We start from the raw sequence: 23,039 nt of genomic DNA on the forward strand, positions 1-23,039 counted from the left end.
GGAACCCTCGATCACCTGCGTTCCCCGTCGCCGTGCGCGCCGCGCCTCCGCAGTGCGGCTCCGAGGGAGTCGCCTAGTGTCCACAGCGAGGCGCTTATCAGCACAAGGTCCTTGAGCAGGAACTGGCCGGGCACTACCGAAAGCACGAGGAGTCCGGACGGCACGGTCACTCCGGGCGTGGTGAACAGGAAGCTCAGCGTGCTGAGGAACAGCAGCACGCCCATCACGCTGCCGATGATCGAGATCCGCGGCCACAGCGGCCGGATGGCGATGAGCAGCGCGGCGACGATCTCCAGGCTGCCGAGCACGGCGGCGAAGGTACGCACGCTGAGGATGCTGTAAAGCCAGCTGAAGATCGGGCTGTTCGCGATGAGCGGCTGTATGGCGGCGGCTTCGTACCCCGTGAACTTTTGCGCACCGATCCAGGCGATCACGACAACCAGCGTGTACCTGACGAGATACCGGCCGGCAGTAGCCACCGGGTGTTCCGTCGTCCTGGCCAGCTGTTCGATTCGAGCCATGGCCAATCCGTCCCCCTTTATGCATTAGGTGGACAAAGAATTTGATCTATAGCATTCAGCGGTATTGCCAATACTCCGGTGGCCCGCGCCGCGGGCAGCTGCCGCTCGTGTGGCGGCGCAGTGCCGCTGCCGCACTCATGGAGTGTCTCCACCGTGACCCCCAACGCAGGCACCGGATCGGGCTGTCCGGCTGTCAGATCGGCTACCGGCAGGCCCCAACATGGACGCTACCCGGAATGGGCCGCCAGGTCGCGAAGTGGCACTGGACGCTGCGCGTGGTACCGCGCTGTGCTGGAGGCCAAGTGTCAATGGCCATGGACACCAAGTCCGAACCAGACCGCCAGGCCGCCTTCAACCAGCTCGGAACCTGTCAACCTTTCTGAGACACGTTCTTGAAGCAATTACTGAGTCGGTTCTTCCTTGTCCTGGGGTTTGTTGATCCATGCCGCGGCGGGCAGTTTCGGTGGCTGGGGTGGCTTGCGGACGAATCGTTCGGGGTGTGCTGCGTGGGCGGCATCGAGGACCCGACTGCGGGCCTCGCGGACGGTGTGAGCACGGCCGTGGTGGACGTCTGCGGGGGTGTGTAGGCCGATCCCGGAGTGGCGGTGTTCGTGGGCGTACCAGCCGAAGAACCGGTCACAGAACACGCGGGCGTCCTCGATGCAGCCGAACCGGTCGGGGAAGTCGGGCCGGTACTTCAGGGTCTTGAACTGCGCCTCGGAGTAGGGGTTGTCGTTGGAGCAGTGTGGCCGGCTGTGGCTCTTGGTGACCCCCAGGTCGGCGAGCAGGAACGCGACCGGTTTGGAGGCCATCGAGGGGCCCCGGTCGGCGTGCAAGGTGAGCTGGTTGCGGTCGACCTGCTGCTTGCGGACCGTCTCGGCGATCAGCCGCTCGGCCAGGGTCGCGGACTCTGCGGAGGCCACCATCCAGCCGACCGGGTAGCGGGAGAAGATGTCCAGGATCACGTACAGGTAGTAGTAGGTCCACTTCGCCGGGCCTGCCAGCTTGGTGAGTCGGGTGGCCCCGAGGAGTTTCACCCCGGGGCTCCCACAGAACGGAGCGTGAACCTCTCGGCTCACTCCGCTCTTCTCATCGATACCCAGACGACATGCGCTCCCATGACCAGTGCCTGAACAGCCCCGGATCTCGATCGACGATCCCGGACCACCAGCGCCACAGGCGTTTCCAGGCACGCAACCGCTTGTACTTCCGTCGCGCCCATCGCATCAGGTAGGTGTTGATGCGTCGTAGCAGGGGATATATCTCCGACCTGTTGTATCGGCCGTAGTAGTTCATCCAGCCCGCCACGATCGGGTTGATCTGTTTGGCCAGTTCGTTCAGGTCTGTTCCTGTGCGCAGGTGGAGCCGCCAAGAGCGGACCACCCCTCCCATTGCCTTGAGAGCTTTCGGGCTGACCGCAGGCGTGAATCTGACGTGCATTCGCCCGTCCTTGCCTTTCAACGATCGTGCCCGGAACTCGTACCCCAGAAAGACGAACGAGGTGTGTTCATGATCGCCTCGCCGACTCTCGTCCTTGCAGTACGCAATCTTGGTCTTGTCCGGATGCAGCCGGACGCCGACCTGTTCCGTCCGCTCTTTCAGCGCGGCCAGGACCGTTTCGGCCTGCCGCTTGGTGGCACAGTGCACGATTGCGTCGTCGGCATAACGTTCGAACTCCACCGTCGGGAATTCGCGCGCCAGCCACGTGTCGAATGCATAGTGCATGAACAGATTGGCGAGCACCGGCGAGACCGCTGACCCTTGCGGGGTTCCTCGGTCTCGCTCGATCACGGCTCCGTCGTGGGTCTGCATCGGCGCGGCCACCCACCGCTGCTCCTGGGTGATGTTGGCCCGCACCGCCTTGACCATCAGTTCCCACGGCACCGTATCGAAGAATTTCTGAAGATCGAGGTCGATCACCCAGCTTTTCTTCCAGCACCGTTGGCGGCACGCGGCCACCGCATCCAGCGCCGACTTACCCGGCCGGTACCCGTATGAGTCGTTCACAAAGATCGACTCGGTTCGGGGCTCCAGCGTCATCGCGACCACCGTCTGCGCCACCCGGTCGGCCACCGTCGGCAACCCGAGGGTCCGGGTCCCACCGTCGGCTTTGGGGATGTCCACCTGAAGCACCGGTGGCGGAAAGTAGGTCCCCGACGACATTCGATTCCAGATCCTGTAGAGGTTGTTCCGCAGGTCCTTCTCGAAGTCCTCGATCGACTGCCCATCCACCCCGGCGGCGCCTTTGTTCGCCGCGACCCTTCGATACGCCTCCCACACTCGCTGCTTGGGAATCACAAACGACTTGCCGTCCGAACCTGACATGCCCTCTCTCGTCCTCCCGGCCCAGACAGACCACCCGGTCTGCCCTGCCAGTTGCTCAAGCGACAGGTCAACGATGAGCCGGCCCCTTCGCTCCACCCCCATTACAGGGGCTTCTCCACTACTACGAGCCGGTCCGCCAGCCAGCGCCGCAACGGTACTCAGCATCTTCCAGCGGCAGCCTTGGATGCACTCCCTCTCGCCGCCTCCCACCGCTGTGGCGGCAGGTTGCGGACGGTTTCGGCGCTCGCTCTCCCACGTTCCATGCAGAAGCCGCAGACCAGGATCACGCCGCCTTCACACCGGACACCGCCTGGCCAATACTCGGGCTCCCGCCAGGCTCATCCCGAAGCTGGGACACTGCCTCGGTTTCGATGTCATCCTTGTCTTTCGGTGCCTCGTCAGCGGTTCACTCACGTTCGTCTTCCTGGTCCCCGCCTTACCCGTTTACTCGGGCCTTTTCCTCACCGCTCACCACGATGGTCTTCAGCCAACGCAGCGTGAGGTGGCTTGACATCTCTCCCCGAAAAGCGACGCCGGAGGGCCAGCAATCCTCCATCTCCTGCACAGCACCACATCAAGCAGCCCTGCCTACATCAGAGCCCCTCTCCGCGCTCGTGGCGCACTGTCCCAACTCCACACCTGGTTCGGGCTGGCCGCGACGAGCTCGGGTTTCACCTTCGCCGGATGGGTGGCATGCCGACGCCGGTCCCCGGTCTCGCCCCGCTCGCGCAGCAGCCGGTACATCGTGGACTCACTGGCCAGGTAGGTCCCTTCGTCCAGCAGCGTGGCGTAGACGGTGGCCGGTGCGGCGTCGGCGAACCGCTCGGAGTGCAACACCTCCAACACCGCGGCCCGCTCCGCGCCCGACAGCGCACGCGGCTGCACCTGTGGTGCCCGCACCTGCTCGGGTTCCGGTCTCGGCGCAGCCCTGGCCTTACTAGCCGGGCGAGCTCGGTAGAAGGACGCCCGCGCCACACCGACCGCCGCACAGCCTGCCTTGGCGCCGACCAGAGACACCAACTCGCCCACCGCATCATCGACCGCGGCCGCGATGGCCGTGCTCATCTCGCCGGGTCCTCCTCGGTCCCGCTGCCAGTGGCGAGCTGTTCCAGCAGCGCGGAGAGCTTTCCCTGCACCTCGATGACCCGCCGAGACGTCTCCAGCTCGGCCTGCAACTTGGCGACCTGGGCGCGCAGCGCCGCGTTGTCTGCCTCCACCGGGTCGACCGGGGGCCGGCCACGAGTCTTACCCAGCGCCTCCAGCGCACCCTTGTCACGCTGCTTGCGCCACTCGCTGATCAGCGAGGAGTACAAGCCCTCCCGGCGCATCAACGCGCCCCGCCCATCACGGTCCAGCCGGTCGTACTCTGCCAGGATCCCGGCCTTGTACTTCGCCGTGTACGTCCTACGCGTGGCCCGCTCGGGCACCTGCGGATCAGGCACTTCCTCCACCCGCACAGCATTGCGCACTGGCGGCACCGCCGTCGTGACCGTCATCGAACCTCTCTCCAGATCTCGCCCTCATCAGTCAGTAATTCCTACCGGACGAGGTGTCTCAACAGAGGTTGACAGAGAGGGGCTCTCCCACGACCACGAGAGGCACCATGATCCGGCGATCATCGCCGCCAAGAGGCGCGACTTCCGCAAGCTCGCCCACTTCATTGAAGTTGAACTGTCCCTGCTGGCACGAGTGGGGAAGCCATTCGCAGGTCACTCTCTGTGTCGCTGGGTCTCTGCTGCTAGTGTTCCCCGCCGGAAATTCGTGCGATATATCGGGCGAGGGAGTCGAGGATTTCTTCGGCTGTCTTCTTCCAGACGAACGGTTTCGGGTCGGTGTTCCAGTTCTTGATCCATTCGCGGACGTCTTTCTCCAACGCCTGGACGCTTTTGTGGACGCCGCGGCGTAGGAGTTGGTCGGTGAGGAAGGCGAACCAGCGTTCCACCTGGTTGAGCCAGGAGGCCCCGGTCGGGGTGAAGTGCATGTGGAAGCGCGGATGGCGGGCGAGCCAGTCGTTGATGGCGGGGGTCTTGTGAGTGGAAAGGTTGTCGCAGACGAGGTAGACGTCGAGTTGGGCAGGGACCGCTTTGTCGATCGCGATCAGGAACTTCTTGAACTCCAGGGCGCGGCGTCGTCGGTGGGTCTGGGAGATCACCGTGCCATCGGCAATGTTGAACGCGGCGAACAGGCTGGTCACACCGTGGCGGACGTAATCGTGGCTGCGCCGCTCCGGCATCCCGGGCATGGCCGGCAGCACCGGCTGGGAGCGGTCCAACGCCTGCATGCCCGACTTCTCATCCACACACAACACCACCGCCCGCTCCGGCGGGTTGTGGTACAGCCCGACCACATCGACCACCTTCTCCACGAACAACGGATCCGTGGAGAGCTTGAACCCATCACTGCGATGCGGTTTCAACTCGAACTTCGCCCAGATCCGCCCAATCGTCGACTCAGACAAACCCGAACGCGCCGCCATCGACCTCCGCGACCAGTGCGTCGCACTCACCGGCGTCTCCTCCAGCGTCGCAACCACCACCTCCTCCACCTTGTCCAACAAGATCGACGGTGGACGACCCGGCCGCGGCTCATCGACCAAACCGTCCAACCGCTTGGCCACAAACCGCCGACGCCACTTGTTCACCGTGTTCGGCGACACCCCCAAGTCGGCCGCCACCTGCTTGTTCACCGCCCCCGGCACCGCACACGCCAACACGATCCGCGACCGCAACGCCAACGCCTGCGACGACTTCGCCCGACGCGACCAACGAACCAACTGCTCCCGCTCACCAGCAGACAACACCAACTCGGCCTTCGGCCGCCCAGTACGAGCCACGGACACCATCATACCGATTTAACATACGAATTTCCGGCGGGGAACACTAGACAGGTCCCCTGATCTGGGGTCTTCCCGCCGTGTGAGTGGGCCATGCGCAGGGAGAGGGGGAAGGCCTGCACCAGGGCGTGAAGGGCGAGCTGGTGCAGGCCTTCTCGTGGAAGAGGGGCGCTCACAAGTCGGTGAGGATCTGCTCATGTGGTGCGGGTCGCCTACGCCGAGCAAGCGCCGCGCGGGCACATGACGTAGGCGACCCTTCGGGGCGCAAAGCTTGGTTGGCCCCTCACGGAGTCTGCCCGAGGATGAGGGCCGCCCGCTAACGTCGGCGGTGTCCGCGATCACGCATAAACCTCCGGCGAGCTCATGCGTGGGGCGTAAGTCCCACCTCGGCGGGGCCCATCGAGGCGGGTACGCAGCCAGCTGTGGTGCCTATGGTTTGACGAGGTGCGCGGCGTAACAGTCCATCAGGGTGCTTTCGACAATGCGGCGCCCGCACCCACAGCAGCGGCCGGTGTAACTCGGAGGTGGGCTACACCGGCCGTCGCGTCCACGTCCTACAGGCTGCCGCGTGTGCGTGTGATCACCTGAACTGGCCCCGGCTGGGTCGGGTTCCTGCAGGCGGGTTGGCCCGCCACCTGCGGGTGAGGCGCCGGGTGGCGTGGTGCGTACCGACCTGTTCCCGGTCACCGAGGACACCGTGATCGCCTACCGCGACACGGGCCGCACCACGCACCTGACCGACGTGAAGGACGCCGCCCCATGCTGGGCTGTCTGCGTCACTGCATTACTGCAGGACGGTCAAGTTGTTGATCTTCCGCGACGCCTTCGCCAGCTCCGGGATCAGAGCCGGATCATCGGTTCGGTGCTCGGTCATGACTGGCCGATCCACGAGGATCGTTGAAGACATGTCGTGGATTGCTGAGGGGCACCGCCTCCTCGAGTTGCCTGCGTCAGGCTTGCGTTGAGCCGGGCGCAGGCAACCCAGCGTCCTCGACGAGACGCTTGTTGTTGGGCGGGAGTCGGCGCTGTTTGTATCTGGCTTCCTAATGCTCTTGTCAAGCGGCGAGGGTGACTGGGGGTTCGACTTGGTAGCACCGTCGGTCGCGGATGAGTGCCCAGATGACGTTGACGCGTCGGCGTGGGAGGGCGAGGACGGCTTGGGTGTGTCGCTTCCCTTCGGCTCGCTTGCGGTCGTAGAAGCGTCGCGAGTTGGGGTCGCGCTGGATGCTGGTGAGCGCGGAGGTGTAGAAGACCCGTTGCAGGCGCCGGTGGTAGCGCTGCGGTCGGTGCAGGTTGCCGCTGGACTTGCCGGAGTCGTGCGGTGTGGGAGCCAGGCCGGCGAAGGCGGCGAGGCGGTCTGGGGTGGGGAACGCTTCCAGATCGCCGCCGGTGGAGGCGATGAACTCGCCGCCGAGCAGGGGTCCGATGCCGGGCATGCTGGTGATCACGTCGGCCAGTTCGTGCTCGCGAAACCGGCCCTCGATGAGCTTGTCGGTCTCGGCGATCTTCTCGTTGAGGGCCATCACCTCCTTCGCGAGGGTGTGGACCATCTTCGCGATGACCTTCTCGCCGACGACAGCCGTGTGCTGGCGCCCGGCGGCGTCCACCGCCGCAGTGGCCAGGGCCTTCGCGCCGCGGACCTTGCGGTTGCGCAACCACGTCTCCAGCCGATTGGCGCCGAGGCGGCGCAAGGCGGCCGGGGCCATGGCCCAGGTCTTCACGGCCAGCATGCCTCGCCCACCGCGGAACCCGTCTCAGGCACCCCACCGGCCCTGCTCGCCAGGTCTGCTCACCTGTCACGTCGGTCTCGGGGCAGAACTGGCTGGGGGGCAGGGATCGACAGGGTGATCGATCCCTGTCGGAGCGCCGGGCGGGCGTTGCTCTCAGATACATACAGGACGTGTGTGCGTCAGCTACATACAGGACGTGTGTGCGTCAGCGGCGGTTCAGGAGGGGTGGTGTTCTTGGGGCAGTGCGCCACGAGCGCGGAGAGGGGCTCTGATGTAGGCAGGGCTGCTTGATGTGGTGCTGTGCAGGAGATGGAGGATTGCTGGCCCTCCGGCGTCGCTTTTCGGGGAGAGACGTCAAGCCACCTCACGCTGCGTTGGCTGAAGACCATCGTGGTGAGCGGTGAGGAAAAGGCCCGAGCAAACGGGTAAGGCGGGGACCAGGAAGACGAACGTGAGTGAACCGCTGACGAGGCACCGAAAGACAAGGATGACATCGAAACCGAGGCAGTGTCCCAGCTTCGGGATGAGCCTGGCGGGAGCCCGAGTATTGGCCAGGCGGTGTCCGGTGTGAAGGCGGCGTGATCCTGGTCTGCGGCTTCTGCATGGAACGTGGGAGAGCGAGCGCCGAAACCGTCCGCAACCTGCCGCCACAGCGGTGGGAGGCGGCGAGAGGGAGTGCATCCAAGGCTGCCGCTGGAAGATGCTGAGTACCGTTGCGGCGCTGGCTGGCGGACCGGCTCGTAGTAGTGGAGAAGCCCCTGTAATGGGGGTGGAGCGAAGGGGCCGGCTCATCGTTGACCTGTCGCTTGAGCAACTGGCAGGGCAGACCGGGTGGTCTGTCTGGGCCGGGAGGACGAGAGAGGGCATGTCAGGTTCGGACGGCAAGTCGTTTGTGATTCCCAAGCAGCGAGTGTGGGAGGCGTATCGAAGGGTCGCGGCGAACAAAGGCGCCGCCGGGGTGGATGGGCAGTCGATCGAGGACTTCGAGAAGGACCTGCGGAACAACCTCTACAGGATCTGGAATCGAATGTCGTCGGGGACCTACTTTCCGCCACCGGTGCTTCAGGTGGACATCCCCAAAGCCGACGGTGGGACCCGGACCCTCGGGTTGCCGACGGTGGCCGACCGGGTGGCGCAGACGGTGGTCGCGATGACGCTGGAGCCCCGAACCGAGTCGATCTTTGTGAACGACTCATACGGGTACCGGCCGGGTAAGTCGGCGCTGGATGCGGTGGCCGCGTGCCGCCAACGGTGCTGGAAGAAAAGCTGGGTGATCGACCTCGATCTTCAGAAATTCTTCGATACGGTGCCGTGGGAACTGATGGTCAAGGCGGTGCGGGCCAACATCACCCAGGAGCAGCGGTGGGTGGCCGCGCCGATGCAGACCCACGACGGAGCCGTGATCGAGCGAGACCGAGGAACCCCGCAAGGGTCAGCGGTCTCGCCGGTGCTCGCCAATCTGTTCATGCACTATGCATTCGACACGTGGCTGGCGCGCGAATTCCCGACGGTGGAGTTCGAACGTTATGCCGACGACGCAATCGTGCACTGTGCCACCAAGCGGCAGGCCGAAACGGTCCTGGCCGCGCTGAAAGAGCGGACGGAACAGGTCGGCGTCCGGCTGCATCCGGACAAGACCAAGATTGCGTACTGCAAGGACGAGAGTCGGCGAGGCGATCATGAACACACCTCGTTCGTCTTTCTGGGGTACGAGTTCCGGGCACGATCGTTGAAAGGCAAGGACGGGCGAATGCACGTCAGATTCACGCCTGCGGTCAGCCCGAAAGCTCTCAAGGCAATGGGAGGGGTGGTCCGCTCTTGGCGGCTCCACCTGCGCACAGGAACAGACCTGAACGAACTGGCCAAACAGATCAACCCGATCGTGGCGGGCTGGATGAACTACTACGGCCGATACAACAGGTCGGAGATATATCCCCTGCTACGACGCATCAACACCTACCTGATGCGATGGGCGCGACGGAAGTACAAGCGGTTGCGTGCCTGGAAACGCCTGTGGCGCTGGTGGTCCGGGATCGTCGATCGAGATCCGGGGCTGTTCAGGCACTGGTCATGGGAGCGCATGTCGTCTGGGTATCGATGAGAAGAGCGGAGTGAGCCGAGAGGTTCACGCTCCGTTCTGTGGGAGCCCCGGGGTGAAACCCCTCGGGGCCACCCGACTGTCGATGAGGAGGTGGTCGGGCACGGGCCACCCGAGGGCCTTCAACGCTGCGGCGTAGCGGACCCGGCTGACCAGTTCTCTGATCATCGCGGTCGCGACGGCGGCGCGTAGGTCATTCTCGGCGGGTTGCTGGAGGAGCTGCGCGGTGGTTTGGCGCAGCTGGGCGTGTGCGCGTTCCCGCTCCCGGATCGCCTCGTGCAAGTCCTGCATCATCCATCCATCCAGCGGAAGGGTTGTTCCTCGCCTGGCGCCGGAGCGCATCGTCGGGTTCACGGCGCTGCGGTGGTGCGGCGTTGTAGGTCGGCGCATGTCGCCTCCCACGTGTTGTGCTCAGCGGTGCTGTCGAGGCTGAGACCGGTGAGGCCGCCTACCAGCCAACCCATCACGGTGCGAGCGGTGCCGGCCGCCGTGGCCACCGCCTGTTCCGACAGCGCAGTACCGGCGACACCATCCCCAGCCATCCCGCATTTCCCCTTGTTCAGACTGCAACTGCCTTGGCCGCCGCCTATCGTGTGACGCGCGACAAAGGATGCAATACCCCGACGACGTTGGTCATACGCGGGCGCCCCTTTCAGTAGGTAGTGCCGACTTCGGTGGTAGTGCCAAGCCGCACCGGTACCGCCACCGATTCGTGGCCCTCGCTTTGCTCAAGCTCAACCGGTGATGAACCCGCGTCTGTGGGAGTGTCGGGTGGTGGAGCAGTGTGGGAGGGTGCACGTTCGGTTGCCGTTGGAGCCGATGCTCGCCCGGAGCACCGATCAGCTACCCGATCCCGGGGTCGGGTGTGGCCGGTGGCTGATGGAGCCGAAGTGGGACGGTTACCGGGCGATCTGTCTCGTATATGGGGACGGGAAAGTTCGGATCGTCAGCAGGAACGGCACTGATCTCACTCGGGTGTTTCCTGAGATCGCTGGGGCGCTGGCCGCGATCCTGCCCCGGGGAACCGCTGTCGACGGAGAGATCGTGTGTTGGAGGGGCGGCAAGCTTGACTTTCATGCCCTTCAGCGCCGCTACGCGTGCCGACGCTACGCCCGGGCGCTCGCACGAAGTGAACCAGCGCACCTGATCGTCTTTGACGTTCTCGAGCTGGCTTGCCGCGACCTTCGACAAAGACCCTGGACGATCCGCCGCCACGCATTGGAGGCACTGTTTCTACGGGCCCCGCCCGGTTCACCGCTCACCCTGAGCATGCAGACCGCCGACTTCTATGTGGCCAACCGCTGGTTCGATGATCTGTCCGAGATCGGGGTCGAGGGCCTGATCATCAAGCCGGCGCAGAGCAGATACGAGCCGGGCCAGCGCCTGTGGCTCAAGCTCAAGACCAAAGCCACCACCGAGGCGATCATCGGGGGTGTCACCGGCAGTCTCACCCAACCGCGCCAGCTGGTCCTCGGCCGCTACGACTCCAAGACCGGCAGGCTCCGCGTCGTCGGCACGACGACCCGGATCAGCGACCGCGCCGCCTCCGAGATCACACCGCTCCTCCTGCCCGCCACCGGCCACCACCCCTGGCCGGACAAGCTCGCCACCAGCTGGCGCACCGCATCGACCCCCTACCTAGGAGTGGAACCCGGCATCGTGGTGGAGATCAGCGCGGACCTCGCCACCGACCGCGGTCGACGCTTCCGTCATGCCGCCCGCTACCTGAGGGTCCTGGACGTGGCACCCGAACAGGTGCCATGCGACCTGGACCTACAGAGGAGGGAACAGCCCTAGTCGCCGTGTGGGCTCACCGGCTCGACTCCGAGCCTGGCCCGATGCCACCGACCGGTTCGGCTCTGGGTGACGCGCTCGACGCGCTCAGCACGGGCGCGGCCGCGGCTGTGCGGCGGCTCGGCCGGCTCGGTTCCCCGTGGCAGACCATCGCCGTCCTCACCCGCGGCCAACTGCTCACCCCACTGCCCAGCGGCTGATCACCAGCCCGCCGCCACACAACCATGCCCAGGCGGCGGCGACACCATGACCATAAGCCCGACACCATGACCATAAGCCCGACACCGTGAGCACCACTCATCCTCACAAACGGTGTCGCTGCGACCCTCTCCGTCATCACCTACAGCGTCGCCGGCGTCCTCATCCAGCGTGGCGGGCAACACATGTCGGCCACCAGATCACCGGGGGTCTCACCATCATCAGTGGACTCACCGAGATCGGCCACCACGACCCGACGAAGCTGCGCAGAAAGGGCCGCCCCCAGATGCTCCACACCAAAGCTGGCGAGCCAGTCACGATGCTCCACGGCCACCACTCTGACAGACGGGTCCGACAGGATGCGCCCCAACTTCGGTCGCTTCCCATCCAGTCCCGACCTCGGTGACAACCTCCGCGACCACGTGACCGTTCGACGTGGCCCCCTCGGTAAGCCGGGCTACCTGCCGACCCAACTCAGAACGCTGGTCATGCGAGGACACCGGGCCTAATACACCACCACCCGACCATTCGAGCCCGTCTCAGAGACATCGACCCAGGTCGTGCCCGACCCCGACCGCCGAGCAGGCACCGGCATCCGGCCCTCACCGAACCACCGATACGCCGCTTGTGGCGCACACCTCGCATTCCCGCCCAGCCAGCCGAGTCACGCCCCTAACACGAACACATGTCCGATCACGTCTACTCACAAACACCGGACAGCTCAGATCCCACCACCAGATCTGGGCCAGCCAGCAGCTGAGATACGTACGGGACGTGGAGACGCGACTGGTCGGGGCAGCCGGCCGTTCCACCGACCGCGCCGCCACTCAGGAGCCGCCCGACGCACCCGAGTCTCGTGGTCCCGGCGACTCCGGAGGTCCCTGAACCCCGCGGCGTCCTTCCGGCCTCGTGGCGCGGGCCGACTCCGCGCCTGGCTGCTCGCGCTCGCCGGTCTGCCGCGGAACGGCGCCCGCTCCGGGAAGCCGGGTCACCGCGTGCTTTGCCGCCTCCCCGCCCTTGATGGCGGCGTAGACGTCGCGGGCCGTCTCGAACTCCCGCGCGGTGAACGCGCGTTCGGGACGTATCTCCCGCGTGAAGGCGACCAGCCACGTCGCGACGGCGAACAGGCGGTTACGGAACCCGGTGAGGAACGCGATGTGTAGAAGGAGCCAGGCCAGCCAGCCGACGAAACCGCTCAGCCGCACTCTGCCCAGGGTGACCACCGCCCGCCCTCGGGCCACGTAGGCGGCCGAGCCGAGGTCGCGGTACTTGAAGGGCCCCGGCGGGCGGTGTCCCTGGACCGCCCGGCGGATCCGGGTGCCGGTGTAGCGCCCGGACTGCATGGCCACCTCGGCGACACCGGGGAGCCGGTCCACGCTCATCAGGTCGCCGGCCACCGAGATGTCCGGATGTCCGGGGACCGTGAGGTCCGGGCCGACCTTGATCCGGCCGGACCGGTCCTGCTCCACTCCGCAGGCACGCGCGATCGCCTGGGCCAGCGGCGGTGCGGCCACGCCGGCCGTCCACAGGACCGTGGCCGCCTCGTGGTGTTCCTCGCCGCCATCGGCCCGTCGTGCCGTCAGGCCCGCCTCGTCCACGTTGGTGACGAGTGAGTTCATGTGCAACTCGACACCGAGGTGCGTGAGAGCCGCCGCGGCCCGGGTCGAGAGCGTCGGTCCGAACGACGCGAGCGGGTCGGGTCCGCCGTTGAACAACAGCACCCGCGCGTCCTCGGGCGTACTGCGGTGGAACTCCTTGCGCAGCGTGTGCGTAGCGAGCTCGCGGATCTGACCGGCCAGCTCGACACCGGTGGGCCCGGCACCGACGAGGGCGAAGGTGAGGTACCTGCGGCGCTCCTCCACGGTGGCGGCCGTCTCGGCCATCTCGAACGCACCGAACACCCGTTGCCGGATGGCGAGGGCGTCCCCGATCGTCTTCATACCGGGCGCGTGCGCCGCGAACTCGTCGTGGCCGAAGTACGACTGGCGGACGCCGGCGGTCACCACCAGGTCGTCGTAGGGGATCTCCAGCCGGCTCCCGCCCGGCCGTAGCGCGATGACCAGTCGGCGGACGGGGTCCACGTCGACCACCTCGGCCAGGAGTGTCTCGACGTTGTGGTGCCGGCGGAGCACCTCGCGCAGCGGCGAGGCGATCTGTCCCTCGGACAGGATGCCCGTCGCGCACTGGTAGAGCAGCGGCTGGAACAGGTGGTGGGCGGCCCGGTCGACCAGGATCACCGACACCGGCGCGCGACGCAGCGCGCGAGCGGCGTACAGCCCCGCGAATCCGCCACCGATGATCACCACGCGGCGGAGCGGTTTGTCCGCATCCATGACACCGCCTCCGGGTCCTCGACCTGTCTCCTCCCTCTAAACCACACCACAGGTTCGTGGTCGGGCACAGGAGTTCGGCCGCCCTTCCGGGCCGAGGCGGGTCGCGCGGACTTCATCGGATCCCGGCCAGTGCCTGGCCGTGCTCCTCATGCCGATGCACCGCCCGCTCCCACACGCCGCGCATCGGCTGGCGGCCGTAGGACGTCGTGCCCGTCCTTTGAGGATGATGCCGACCTCGAACGTCCGATCGAGCCAGTCGTGTGGCTTGAACCATGTCACGGACGTCCTGCCTTTCCGGGCTGGTTCGTCGCGATATGGGCGCGCTCACTCAGCAGCCGAGTGCCGGGGGTGCCGAACCTGTCTTGGGCGGAGGGTGCGCCGGCACTCTCGAACAGATGCTCGCCCTGCCGTTCGACGGTGACACTCCCAGCCGACACCAACATCAACAAGGATGCGAGAACGGCAAGTCCCCTGCGCATGTGGAAGACGGGCGGGTGCAGCAGCGACTGGACCCGACTCGGCACGTCACCGCCTGTGGCCGCAGTCGTCCCGGCCTCGGCGTGGGCCTTGTAGGAGGAGCGCGCGAGCGCGGCGCGGGCCAGGGCGCGGGCAACCAGTGGCCGGTCACCCAGCTCCGCCGCCGCGTCCTCGTCGGCCCACCGCTCCGTCGTGAGGCGCACCACCCGTGCCGTTGTGGCAAGCAGCGGATTCGCGGCCGCGGTCGCATCCATGATCAGGATCCACCAGCTGTGCCGGTGCCCAAGGTGGGAACGCTCGTGCGCCAGCAGCGCCAACCTCTCATCGGCACTCAGGAGTCGGACCGGGCGTGCGGGGATCTACGGCGGCGACGGGCGGTGGCGCGGCGACGTCGACGATCGGCTGCTGGCGCCGATGCTGCAGGGGTCGGACCGGGTTCGTCGTGGTGAGCGGGTCGACGGGGCGGACACAATCCTGGCCGCGAGCCCCGAGGAGAGCCGCGAGGACATCCGGGACCGGCTTTACCGGTCGCGGCACTACGCCAGCCCCCGCATGGTTACGCGGGCTGGGATCGCGGAGGTGCTGTACGCGGCGATTGGCGCGGGCTTGGTCGAGCCAGTGCCGGTGTCCCGTGTCGACGACACCGTGGACCTGGTGCTGAAGGCGGTGGCCGACGGCCGGCTGCACCCGCGGATGCTCGCCGCTCACGGGCAAGGATTGCGCGAGTATCTCGGGCTGCCGGCTGCCCCTTGGACGGCGGCCGCCGACGAAGCGGTCAAGCGCGGCCGCGAGCTGTGCACGGGCCAGCCGCAGCCAGAGACACCCACACCCGAGCCGTGGGACGAAAACCGTTGGGCGCTGTAGCCCCGCCTCTAAGGCGACAAACGCGAGACGCGACGCCACCTTGCCGATTCTTGCCACAGGCGCCGGGCGACCCGTATGCTTCTCGTGCGGACCCGCCCTGCACACGCAGACCAGCGGGTCTAGCTTCTTTTTGGGCCTCCAGTTTCAGACTTGCAGTGGGCCCCGTTGACGTCGCAAGGGCGTAGGTGCGCCTCGTACCAGTCCCATGAGAAGTTTTTGGCCGGGATCCGGAGCAGGCTCTGGTAGGCGCAGTACGCGGCGAAGTCGGCCATCTGGATCCACTGTGAGCGGTGCGCCGGCTGGAACAGCGGGTCCTCGATCACGTGCCGTGTCGCCAGCTTCAGGTCTCGGTGGGCTGCCTGGTACGCGGGGTCCGTGCCGTCACCGTCGACCAGGAGCAGGCCGAGACCGTTGGTGGCCGCGAGCCGTCGGTCCAGGTGGTCCACCATGGCGCGGTAGACCTCGGCCTGCTGCCTCGCGTAGGCCGTGCCTCGGGTCTCGGTGTGGCGGTAAACCGTCCCCACCTGCAGCTCGCCGCACTCTCCTATGGTCGACAGCGCCAGCTCGGCGACCTCGCCTCGTAGGTGCTTGCTCCGGTTCCAAGCAGTGTTCGTGGACGGGTTGCCCCGGCCGTTGACGAACTTGGTGGCGTGGAGTTCGTACGCCGGCGGTATGTGGTGTTCGGCGTAGAGCTGTTTCCGTAGGTCAAGCCACTTGCGGAGCCCTGCCCGCCAGTCGTCCACGCGGCACTCGATCCAGGAGTAGACGACCCAGCCGGTCGCGGCTGCCCCGGAGTCGTCCACGTAGAACAGCCGGACCTCGGTGGTGCTCATGGCGCTGAACTCACGATCGAGGACGCCGCGGCGCTGATGGACGGCGTCCGAGGCCTCGCCGGCGAGAGGCCACCCGATGCTGCTGCGGTTGCGCTGCTCCTATGCTGCGCCATCCGCGTCGGCGAGCTCGTGAGCCTCACCGTCGGCTCGGTGCAGACCACCGCCGGGCACTGTGTCCTGCGGGTGATCCGCAAGGGCGGCAAGGCGAACACGGTTCCCGGTCCCGCCGCAGGCGTTCGTCCTGGTCGAGCCCCTCCTGGACCCCCGCCGGGCGAGTGAGCCGCTGCTGTGCCGTGAGGACGGGCGCCCATGGGATCGCTGGCGGGCGGTAACCGCGCTCCGTCGTGCGGCGAAGGCTGCCGGCGTGAAGGTAGAGAAGCTCACCCCGCACATGTCCCGGACGACGGTGGCCACCGGACTGCTGGACGCGGGTGTGCCGATCGTCGACGTGCAGGACATGCTCGGTCATGCCTCCCCCGCCACCACGCGACGCTACGACCGAGGCCGCCGCAAGCTGGACGCGCACGCGGCGTACAGGTGGGCGTCGATCGTGGCGGGTGGCTCGTAGAGCTTGGCGGTGCGCCTGACGGAAGCCCCGCCCCCCGTCCAGGATGTATCAGGACCAGGCGCACCGGTCCCGATGATGCGACCGACCACCCCCAGGCCCGAGCTAGGCTCTGAACGGCTCTCAGACAAGAATCCTGGACGTCAGCCTCGCTCGGGGGCCGTTCCGTTCTGTCAGAGCCAATGTAAGTGCGATCCACGCCGTCGCTCAGTTGAGCTTGGCGTGTTCCTCGAGGATGAAGCCGCGCCGCACTTCGTACTCCTTACGCCATTCCTCGAGCGTCACGGAGACGCCCGGACCGCCTTGGCGTCGGCGTCGAGCTCGGCAGCGTCCATGAGCTCGTCGATCGCCGCCCGGACCCGCGCCTTGGTCTCGTCGACGCCGACCCGCAGGCCGCGACCGGCGTCGACGGTCTTCTCGAGGCTGCGATCGAGTCGCCGGCGGGGTTCCGCTTGCTGTTCATGCATGCTCTGCGTGAACCGGAGTTCAAGGACCGGATTGAGAAGTTCCGCTCCGACATCATAGGCGTGATCGAGGCCAGCGGCGGGGCGGTCGCGGACTGCCATCTGCCACCACCATTATCGAGGGGACCACAGTCATTGACCGACACCAAGCCGAAGGCGTGCGAGACGCCGACCGCGAAACAGCAGCGCGTCTGGGACAAGGCAGCGCCGAGCTACGACAAGCAAATGGCATTCTTCGAACGCGTCCAGTTCGCAGGCGGGCGCGAGTGGCTGGCCGAGCGCGCCCAGGGACGAGTACTGGAGGTTGCCGTCGGCACCGGCCGCAACCTGCCCTTCTACGCCAAGGACATCGAGCTGACCGGCATCGAGCTGAGCCCCGAGATGCTCGCCATCGCCCGTCAACGTGCCACCGAGCTCGACATCTCAGCCGACCTTCGGCAAGGCGATGCGGCGAACCTGCCGATCGAGGATGGGTCGTTCGACACCGTTGTGTGCGCCTTGTCTCTGTGCACCATTCCCGATCCCCGACGGGCGATCGCGGAGATGCACCGCGCTTTGGCCCCTGGCGGGCGCCTGCTCCTGCTCGACCACATCGGCAGCAGTTGGCCGCCGGTCTACGCACTGCAGTGGCTCGCCGAACGCCTGACGATTCAGCTTGCTGGCGAGCATTTCACCCGCAGGCAGCTTCCCCTGGTGCGCTCGGCCGGTCTGGAGATCGTGGAGACCTCCCGGTCGAAGGCGGGCACTGTCGAGCGCATTTATGCGGTAAAGCCCGGCGTACCGATCGAGGGCTAGTTGCCGGGCCTCGTGGCGCTGGTTGGCTGTTCTCTCAGCCACACGGCGGCGAGTAGTCCTGATGCAGCGGTCAGGACCGCTGCGGCGATCACGGTGGCGTTGAGGTTGATGGCGTCTGCGAGTACACCGGCGACGAGGGCGCCGGCGGCATAGCCGATGCCACGCCAGAAGCGGTACGTGCCAAGGGCGTTGGCGCGCCAAGTGGGGTGTGCGTGGTCAGACCTGAGGTGGGGTGGTCGATGACGGTCAACATGAAGATCGACCTAGTCGGCCCGACGCGGCGCGGCGGTCCAGGCACAGGCCACCGTCGGTCTTGGCATGTACCTCCCCCTCATCGCGGCAGGCAAGACCCTCGGAGTGCTCATCGTCGGCTGGCGACGCGACTCAGGTCACGCTCCGGCCGCCTGACGAGGAGGCTGGATTCCGGTGACCGGCCAGCAGTGCCGGAAGTCGCCGGCCTGTAGCGCAGCTCACACCGGGGTCCTACTCGTCGTCCTCGGGCGGGACAGCCCGCCCCCGATCCTCCAGCAGCACCTGCACCGCCCGCTTCAACCACCGCACGTCCTCGCGAGTCTCCGAAACCGTGGTGATGATCGCGGCGGCGTCTTCCTCAGTCCGCTGGACTCGCGACTCCAGCCCGCGAACCCGGGCCTCGAGCTCGGCGAAGTTGGTGGGTGCAATGCCGGCGATCCTCTCGCACCGGGGGTGGTATGGCCAGCCTGTAAGCGTCCGCCGCATGACCGCCGCGCCAGATCACCCGCCCCGCCTCACCTACCAGCCGGCACCGGCCGCAGCCCGTCACCGCCCAGCGACCCGCCAGACGACCACCAGCCGCGCTGCTCGTTCTGCCTGCTCCCGCGCGGGCTCGTGCGGGGCCTGGTCGCCAGCGACGACACCGGGGCGATGATCTGCGACGAGTGCCTGGAGGAGGCGGCCCGGCTGCTGCGCGGCCACCTGCGTCGCCGGTGGTGGTGGCGCTGGTGGTAGCCGATGGGTTCACAACTTCCCTACGTTGACCTGGAAGGTTCACAACTCGTGGGTTGGCCGGCCAACTGGAAGCGCAAGCCCGGGACGGCCGAGGAATGTGCCCTGATGGACGGCGGCGACTGGATCTCGTCTGGAATCGCGGTTGCCGCGCTCCTTATGAGCGGCGCGAGCGTCGCCTACGGAAGGCAGCAGGCCCGCGCGGCGGTTCGTGCCAACGAGATATCCGCGCGGACCGTCGACGCCGAGGCTCGCCGCGACCTGGAGGCAAGCAGGTCTGAGATCGCCCATCACCCCCGCTGGGTGGGTGACTCCGAGCGCGATCGCCCAGTACTGGGTGACGAACAACGGCCCGGCCGACCTGGACCTGGTGCAGATCACGCTGACGAGCCCGAACAACCCGCTGTTGTCCTTGGGTCGATACCCCCGGCGCGGAGGAGAAGGTCCTCACCCTCGCCAACTTCAAGGCCGGCTCGCGGAAGGCGCCCTGCCTCTACGTCGCGACGCTTCAGTGGGCCCAGATCATCGTCAAGGTGGAGTTCGGACAGGGCGTAGACGAGTGGGCCCAGGTCTTCCACCTCTTGCCTCCGATGCCGGGTACTCGGGAGCACTGACGTCACGCGGTAGCCGCTGGTTGTTGGCGCGTCTCGTGGGTTGGCATCAGACTCCGGCTCATGTCCCGCACTGTGTTTGTCCACCCGCGGGTTGGGGCGTCGTAGTATCGCGGTTGGTGGGCCGGGGAAGTGACTTGTCCGAAGAGCTGGTGGTCGGGGTTGAGCCAGCCGCGCTGGATTGCAGAGTCGCCCCCGGGTGTCCTCCCCGGCTCGCCCTTGGCGTCGCTCGTGGCGCGTCTCGTGGGTTGGCGTCCCACGTGTGATTCACAGTCGTGCAGTTTCTCCGCGCGCTGCACCGGCCGTAGACAGCAGAACAGGCCCGCCCCCCGTCGTTGGGGTCGGGCCCGTTCTGTTGGGCTGGCGCTACAGGTTAGCGGGCGCCTCGGAGTAGGGCCCCCTCTCCCATCGCCCGCATCCGCGGTATCGACCCGAACGGCCGCTGGCACGACGACGACCGCTGGCACCCAGCCCCTCACCGCCGTCGAGATCGCCGAACGCTTCCCCACCCTCAGCCTGCGCCTCGGCGGCCAGCGGTCCCCGCGTCCGGGGCAAGATGCGCGAGCTCCTGCCGCTCTGACCAAGATCAACGGAATCGTTGTTTTCTTGCTGATTACTACCAGCACCCCGTGAAGAGGTTTGACGTCCAGCGACGGGCTGCGCGGGTCCTCGGCAAACTCTTCGATCGCGGCGAGGATCCGCTTCGCGGTCGCCAGCGTGGATCTTCCGGAATTCAGGTCGGCGGGGAGTGGCTCGACCGCCGCGGGCTCTGATCCGTGGCCCCGCCAGGCGGCCCGAGATCTCCGATCAGCTCCGCTGAGCGAAGCGTCGTCCTACGCTCCATGAGACGCCCACCACCGGACGAACGGCGCCCGAGCACCGCGATGACGCATCAGAGGAGCAGCGTTCCGACCGGGGCCGTGTCCGTATGGGATTCCCCTTACCGGACACCAGCGAACTCGGCCGATTGCCGAATAGCCCTCTCTCTTTAGATCAAGGCGCCGCTGACGCGGCGCAACCGCCCCGGCGGCCCTGCGGGCGGCGCTCGTTGGTGGACCCTATGGAGGCGGGCCGAAGGCCCGCGCCTTCTGGTTCTGGCGTGGTACGGCCCGCGGCAGCCGCTGGCCGGCGCGGGTCCGTTCCCAGACCAGTGTCTTGTGCATCCGGGTAACGACCTTGACCGCCTCGGCCTCGACGCTGTCTCCAGCGACCGGGCGCAACTGGTGGGAGTCGGTGCGCACCATGTCGGCGAGCATGTGCGCGTCGGCGGCGTCGCTCTTCGCCCCGGACAACACAAGGCGTTCCCGGTAACGGGCCGCCTGCAACGGATTGACCGCGTACACCGTGTACCCGGCGGCGACCAGCACCTGGACCCAGGGCCCCCGATCGGTCTCGATACCGATCTTCACCCGCGCAGCGACGTCCTCGATGTCGGTCGCGTCGTCGCCGAGCCATTGGCCGATCATCACGTGCAACCGCGTCATACCCGCGACACCCTCGGGCAGGCGGGCCTTGGCCAGCCGGCGGCCGGAAGCGTCCATCACCTCAACGTCGTGATGGTCCTCCGACCAGTCATCTCCCACGAACAGCAACACGTCTCCCGCCTATCGAATCGATCACCTTCGGTAGCCAGGAGGAGAACCATCAGCGACCTAACGCTGATTCTCGCGCAGCGGATTCAACCCCAGTTTGATCACTCGTATTCGTAGCGGAGGTGTCGTCCGCCCCACCAGGGGACTTCGGTGGTGGGGAGGTCGGCGTGGCGGAGGACGGGTGAGTAGGCGCGTCGGTCGAGGCGGACGATGGTTTCGTTATCGCGGTTTTCGATTGTGCCGCCGGTGGAGAGGAATCGGCGTTGCAGGGTGTCGGGTGTGGCGGTGGCGTAGCCGGGGAGGCGTCGGCGGAGCGCGGCGCAGATGGTGTGGGCGAGTACGGAGAGCACGACGTCGAGGTCGATGTTGAGGGGGACCGCGCCGGCGAGGGCGTCCAGGCCGAAGGAGCGGATGGCTTCGGCGAGGCGTTGTTCGATGTTCATCCGCCTGGCGTAGGCCTCGATCACGTGTTTGGTCGGGGTGGTGCGATTGTTGGTGATCAGGATGGTGGGTTCGTCGTGCCCGAGTCCGGTGATGGCGAGTTGGCGTAGCGTGCTGGGGTAGGCCGAGAGTGTGGCGGCGGGGTCTTCGATCACGCGGACACGGCGGGTTTTCCCGCCCGCTCGGGCGATGGTGAGTGGTGTCCAGTCCTTGGCGGGCAAGGCATGTAGGTGTTCGGTGAGTTTCGGGGTGCGGGCGCGCAGGGTGATGAAGGCGATGCCGCGGGCGTCGAGGTCGGCGAGCTGGGCCTGGGTGGTGACCTTGGAATCGAAGATCAACAGTTTCGGGTCCGCTCCGGAGGTTGTGCGCCAGTGGTCGGCGAAGGCGAGGATTTCGTTGTTCTGGTTGGCTTTGGCGAGGTCGGCGTTGGCGTAGAGCAGGGTGTGGGTGGCCGCGTCTTCGGCGAAGAAGGTCAACACTGAGCGGGTGCGTTGCGAACGTCTGGGCACGTAGTGTTTTTCCAACGCGGGGTCGGCGCCCCAGTGCATGACGGCGTGGAAGTCGAGGTTGATCGCCTCGCCGTGCGCGAGCCCTGCGGCGAGGCTGGCTTTGTCCAGTGCGGCAAGGAATCGTTGTTGCCGGGTGTGGTCGAGCCGGTAGGAGTAGGTGGTCAGCGCGGTGGCCTTGGGCAGGCTGGTCAGCCCGGCGAACAACGCCGCACCGGGGTCGGTGGCGATGTCGTCGATGTGGGAGACGCGGCGGGTGGTGGTGAGTTTGATCGCCAGCAGCGACAGGATCGAGCTGATCGCCGGGATCACAGACGTGCCGGGATAGCCCGCGGCCCGCACCAGGCCGGGCAGGTCCAGTGCCACCAGATCGGGGATGGTCAGCAGTAGCCCGGCCATCCGGGTGTCGGCGTGGGCGGGCAGGACGGCGAAGTCGATCACCTTGGTGCGGGGCTGGGATTCGCGTCGGGGTAGGCCGCGCTCGGCGTGCGGACGGGGCCACAAGCGTGGGAACCCTTCCTCGGCCAGGACTTCGGCGACCCCGGTGCGGTTGAGCGGAGTGTCCTCCTCGGCGAGCGCGGCAGCGATCTCGTGGGCCGAGTGGCCCAACCGGCGCAGCTCGATGATCCTGGTGCGGGCCGCTTCCTTGGCCGGGGCCGTCTTCGGGCCCGGACGCGAGCTCTGGAAGAACTCGCAGCGTCCGGCCCGGAAGTCCCGCACCAGCGACTGCAGCGTCGTCAGGGTGTAGCCGAAGCGGGTCGCCGCCTCCGCCGCTGAGACTCCCTCGAACAGGTACGCGCGCAGTGCCTCGTAACGACGCTGGTTCGCCGCTGCTGGGGCGGCGAAGTACTCACTGCCCCGACGGGCCGCTTCGGGGGTGGATATCGCTGCTTGTTCCACGATTCAACTACAGCAAGCGACACGATCGCGGTCAACGTGACACGCCGATCACTGGCGGCGACAGAGCGCAACGGCAGCCATCGCTGCGTCTCTCCCGCCGTCGTACTCCAAGTGAGATCGTGCTCGCTCATCACATCCGGGTCGGACGACAATCCGAAACCCGCCACAACAGGCA

Annotated in this window: 20 protein-coding genes and 5 pseudogenes; 8 read left to right on the plus strand and 17 right to left on the minus strand. The window is 66.9% G+C overall.

Annotation, left to right across the window (positions count from 1 at the left end; all coding sequences use genetic code 11):
- Positions 1-11 precede the first annotated feature (11 nt).
- The 6 genes and pseudogenes from HEB94_RS33060 to HEB94_RS33085 form a co-directional block, all read right to left on the minus strand.
- Positions 12-521, minus strand: coding sequence for a YkgB family protein (locus tag HEB94_RS33060; protein ID WP_192753471.1), 510 nt, complete (start codon positions 519-521; stop codon positions 12-14).
- 401 nt (positions 522-922) lie between these two features.
- Positions 923-1,534: pseudogene (locus tag HEB94_RS33065) on the minus strand (transposase); the annotation flags it as partial.
- Positions 1,535-1,610: 76 nt separating this feature from the next.
- On the minus strand, positions 1,611-2,846 hold the full coding sequence (gene ltrA, locus HEB94_RS33070) for a group II intron reverse transcriptase/maturase (protein ID WP_192753454.1): 1,236 nt from the start codon (positions 2,844-2,846) through the stop codon (positions 1,611-1,613).
- A 624-nt stretch (positions 2,847-3,470) separates the two neighbouring features.
- Positions 3,471-3,911, minus strand: a pseudogene (locus tag HEB94_RS33075) (IS3-like element IS1141 family transposase); the annotation flags it as partial.
- On the minus strand, positions 3,908-4,342 hold the full coding sequence (locus HEB94_RS33080; RefSeq protein WP_192753473.1) for a hypothetical protein: 435 nt from the start codon (positions 4,340-4,342) through the stop codon (positions 3,908-3,910). The gene HEB94_RS33080 and the pseudogene HEB94_RS33075, both read right to left, overlap by 4 nt.
- Before the next feature lie 242 nt (positions 4,343-4,584).
- The gene (locus tag HEB94_RS33085) at positions 4,585-5,688 is read right to left on the minus strand and encodes an IS630 family transposase (protein ID WP_192756249.1); all 1,104 of its coding nucleotides are present in this window, start codon (positions 5,686-5,688) and stop codon (positions 4,585-4,587) included.
- 649 nt (positions 5,689-6,337) lie between these two features.
- Between HEB94_RS33085 and HEB94_RS33090 the strand changes: the two genes are divergently transcribed.
- A complete protein-coding gene (locus HEB94_RS33090; protein WP_192753474.1) occupies positions 6,338-6,580 on the plus strand; it encodes a hypothetical protein in 243 nt (80 codons plus the stop codon).
- 154 nt (positions 6,581-6,734) lie between these two features.
- Here HEB94_RS33090 and HEB94_RS33095 read toward each other — a convergent pair whose 3' ends face one another.
- Positions 6,735-7,409, minus strand: coding sequence for a transposase (locus tag HEB94_RS33095; protein WP_202896703.1), 675 nt, complete (start codon positions 7,407-7,409; stop codon positions 6,735-6,737).
- 865 nt (positions 7,410-8,274) lie between these two features.
- On the opposite strand from HEB94_RS33095, the gene ltrA (HEB94_RS33100) reads away from it, so the two are divergent.
- The gene (ltrA, locus tag HEB94_RS33100) at positions 8,275-9,510 is read left to right on the plus strand and encodes a group II intron reverse transcriptase/maturase (protein ID WP_192753454.1); all 1,236 of its coding nucleotides are present in this window, start codon (positions 8,275-8,277) and stop codon (positions 9,508-9,510) included.
- Between the two features lie 24 nt (positions 9,511-9,534).
- Here ltrA (HEB94_RS33100) and HEB94_RS33105 read toward each other — a convergent pair whose 3' ends face one another.
- Together HEB94_RS33105 and HEB94_RS33110 are read right to left on the minus strand one after the other, a co-directional pair.
- Positions 9,535-9,801, minus strand: a complete 267-nt coding sequence (locus tag HEB94_RS33105; RefSeq protein ID WP_192753475.1) for a hypothetical protein — start codon at positions 9,799-9,801, stop codon at positions 9,535-9,537.
- Between the two features lie 56 nt (positions 9,802-9,857).
- Positions 9,858-10,049 (minus strand): hypothetical protein, encoded by a 192-nt coding sequence (locus tag HEB94_RS33110; protein WP_192753476.1) that lies wholly within the window; start codon positions 10,047-10,049, stop codon positions 9,858-9,860.
- A 250-nt stretch (positions 10,050-10,299) separates the two neighbouring features.
- On the opposite strand from HEB94_RS33110, the gene HEB94_RS33115 reads away from it, so the two are divergent.
- Positions 10,300-11,304: an ATP-dependent DNA ligase gene (locus HEB94_RS33115; protein WP_192753477.1), complete on the plus strand. Its 1,005-nt coding sequence runs from the start codon at positions 10,300-10,302 to the stop codon at positions 11,302-11,304.
- A 41-nt stretch (positions 11,305-11,345) separates the two neighbouring features.
- Complete coding sequence (locus HEB94_RS33120; protein WP_192753478.1) at positions 11,346-11,501, plus strand: hypothetical protein; 156 nt, start codon at positions 11,346-11,348, stop codon at positions 11,499-11,501.
- Positions 11,502-11,683: 182 nt separating this feature from the next.
- Here HEB94_RS33120 and HEB94_RS51470 read toward each other — a convergent pair.
- The 3 genes and pseudogenes from HEB94_RS51470 to HEB94_RS33135 form a co-directional block, all read right to left on the minus strand.
- Positions 11,684-12,144, minus strand: a pseudogene (locus tag HEB94_RS51470) (recombinase family protein); the annotation flags it as partial.
- Positions 12,145-12,326: 182 nt separating this feature from the next.
- Positions 12,327-13,832 (minus strand): NAD(P)/FAD-dependent oxidoreductase, encoded by a 1,506-nt coding sequence (locus HEB94_RS33130; RefSeq protein WP_192753480.1) that lies wholly within the window; start codon positions 13,830-13,832, stop codon positions 12,327-12,329.
- A gap of 275 nt (positions 13,833-14,107) precedes the next feature.
- Entirely contained in the window at positions 14,108-14,563 is a 456-nt protein-coding gene (locus tag HEB94_RS33135) for a hypothetical protein (protein WP_192753481.1), read from the minus strand.
- Here HEB94_RS33135 and HEB94_RS33140 point away from each other — a divergent pair.
- On the plus strand, positions 14,562-15,173 hold the full coding sequence (locus HEB94_RS33140) for a hypothetical protein (RefSeq protein WP_192753482.1): 612 nt from the start codon (positions 14,562-14,564) through the stop codon (positions 15,171-15,173). The genes HEB94_RS33135 and HEB94_RS33140 overlap by 2 nt on opposite strands.
- A 119-nt stretch (positions 15,174-15,292) precedes the next feature.
- Here HEB94_RS33140 and HEB94_RS33145 read toward each other — a convergent pair whose 3' ends face one another.
- Entirely contained in the window at positions 15,293-16,006 is a 714-nt protein-coding gene (locus HEB94_RS33145) for a DUF3800 domain-containing protein (protein WP_192753483.1), read from the minus strand.
- A 232-nt stretch (positions 16,007-16,238) separates the two neighbouring features.
- Between HEB94_RS33145 and HEB94_RS33150 the strand changes: the two are divergent.
- A pseudogene (locus HEB94_RS33150) lies at positions 16,239-16,574 on the plus strand (tyrosine-type recombinase/integrase); the annotation flags it as partial.
- A gap of 278 nt (positions 16,575-16,852) precedes the next feature.
- Here the strand turns inward: HEB94_RS33150 and HEB94_RS33155 are convergent.
- On the minus strand, positions 16,853-17,137 hold the full coding sequence (locus tag HEB94_RS33155) for a hypothetical protein (RefSeq protein ID WP_192753484.1): 285 nt from the start codon (positions 17,135-17,137) through the stop codon (positions 16,853-16,855).
- Between the two features lie 33 nt (positions 17,138-17,170).
- Between HEB94_RS33155 and HEB94_RS33160 the strand changes: the two genes are divergently transcribed.
- Positions 17,171-17,830, plus strand: a complete 660-nt coding sequence (locus HEB94_RS33160; protein WP_238361704.1) for a class I SAM-dependent methyltransferase — start codon at positions 17,171-17,173, stop codon at positions 17,828-17,830.
- A gap of 483 nt (positions 17,831-18,313) precedes the next feature.
- Here HEB94_RS33160 and HEB94_RS33165 read toward each other — a convergent pair whose 3' ends face one another.
- Positions 18,314-18,568: a hypothetical protein gene (locus HEB94_RS33165; RefSeq protein WP_192753485.1), complete on the minus strand. Its 255-nt coding sequence runs from the start codon at positions 18,566-18,568 to the stop codon at positions 18,314-18,316.
- Between HEB94_RS33165 and HEB94_RS52855 the strand changes: the two genes are divergently transcribed.
- Positions 18,536-18,817, plus strand: coding sequence for a ClpX C4-type zinc finger protein (locus tag HEB94_RS52855; RefSeq protein ID WP_337918573.1), 282 nt, complete (start codon positions 18,536-18,538; stop codon positions 18,815-18,817). The genes HEB94_RS33165 and HEB94_RS52855 overlap by 33 nt on opposite strands.
- A gap of 1,711 nt (positions 18,818-20,528) precedes the next feature.
- Here HEB94_RS52855 and HEB94_RS33175 read toward each other — a convergent pair.
- Positions 20,529-21,017: pseudogene (locus HEB94_RS33175) on the minus strand (IS110 family transposase); the annotation flags it as partial.
- A gap of 101 nt (positions 21,018-21,118) precedes the next feature.
- Complete coding sequence (locus HEB94_RS33180; RefSeq protein ID WP_192748203.1) at positions 21,119-22,864, minus strand: helix-turn-helix domain-containing protein; 1,746 nt, start codon at positions 22,862-22,864, stop codon at positions 21,119-21,121.
- Positions 22,865-23,039: the final 175 nt, after the last annotated feature.

This window comes from Actinopolymorpha pittospori (genome assembly GCF_014873875.1).
Taxonomy (GTDB): Bacteria; Actinomycetota; Actinomycetes; order Propionibacteriales; family Actinopolymorphaceae; genus Actinopolymorpha; species Actinopolymorpha pittospori.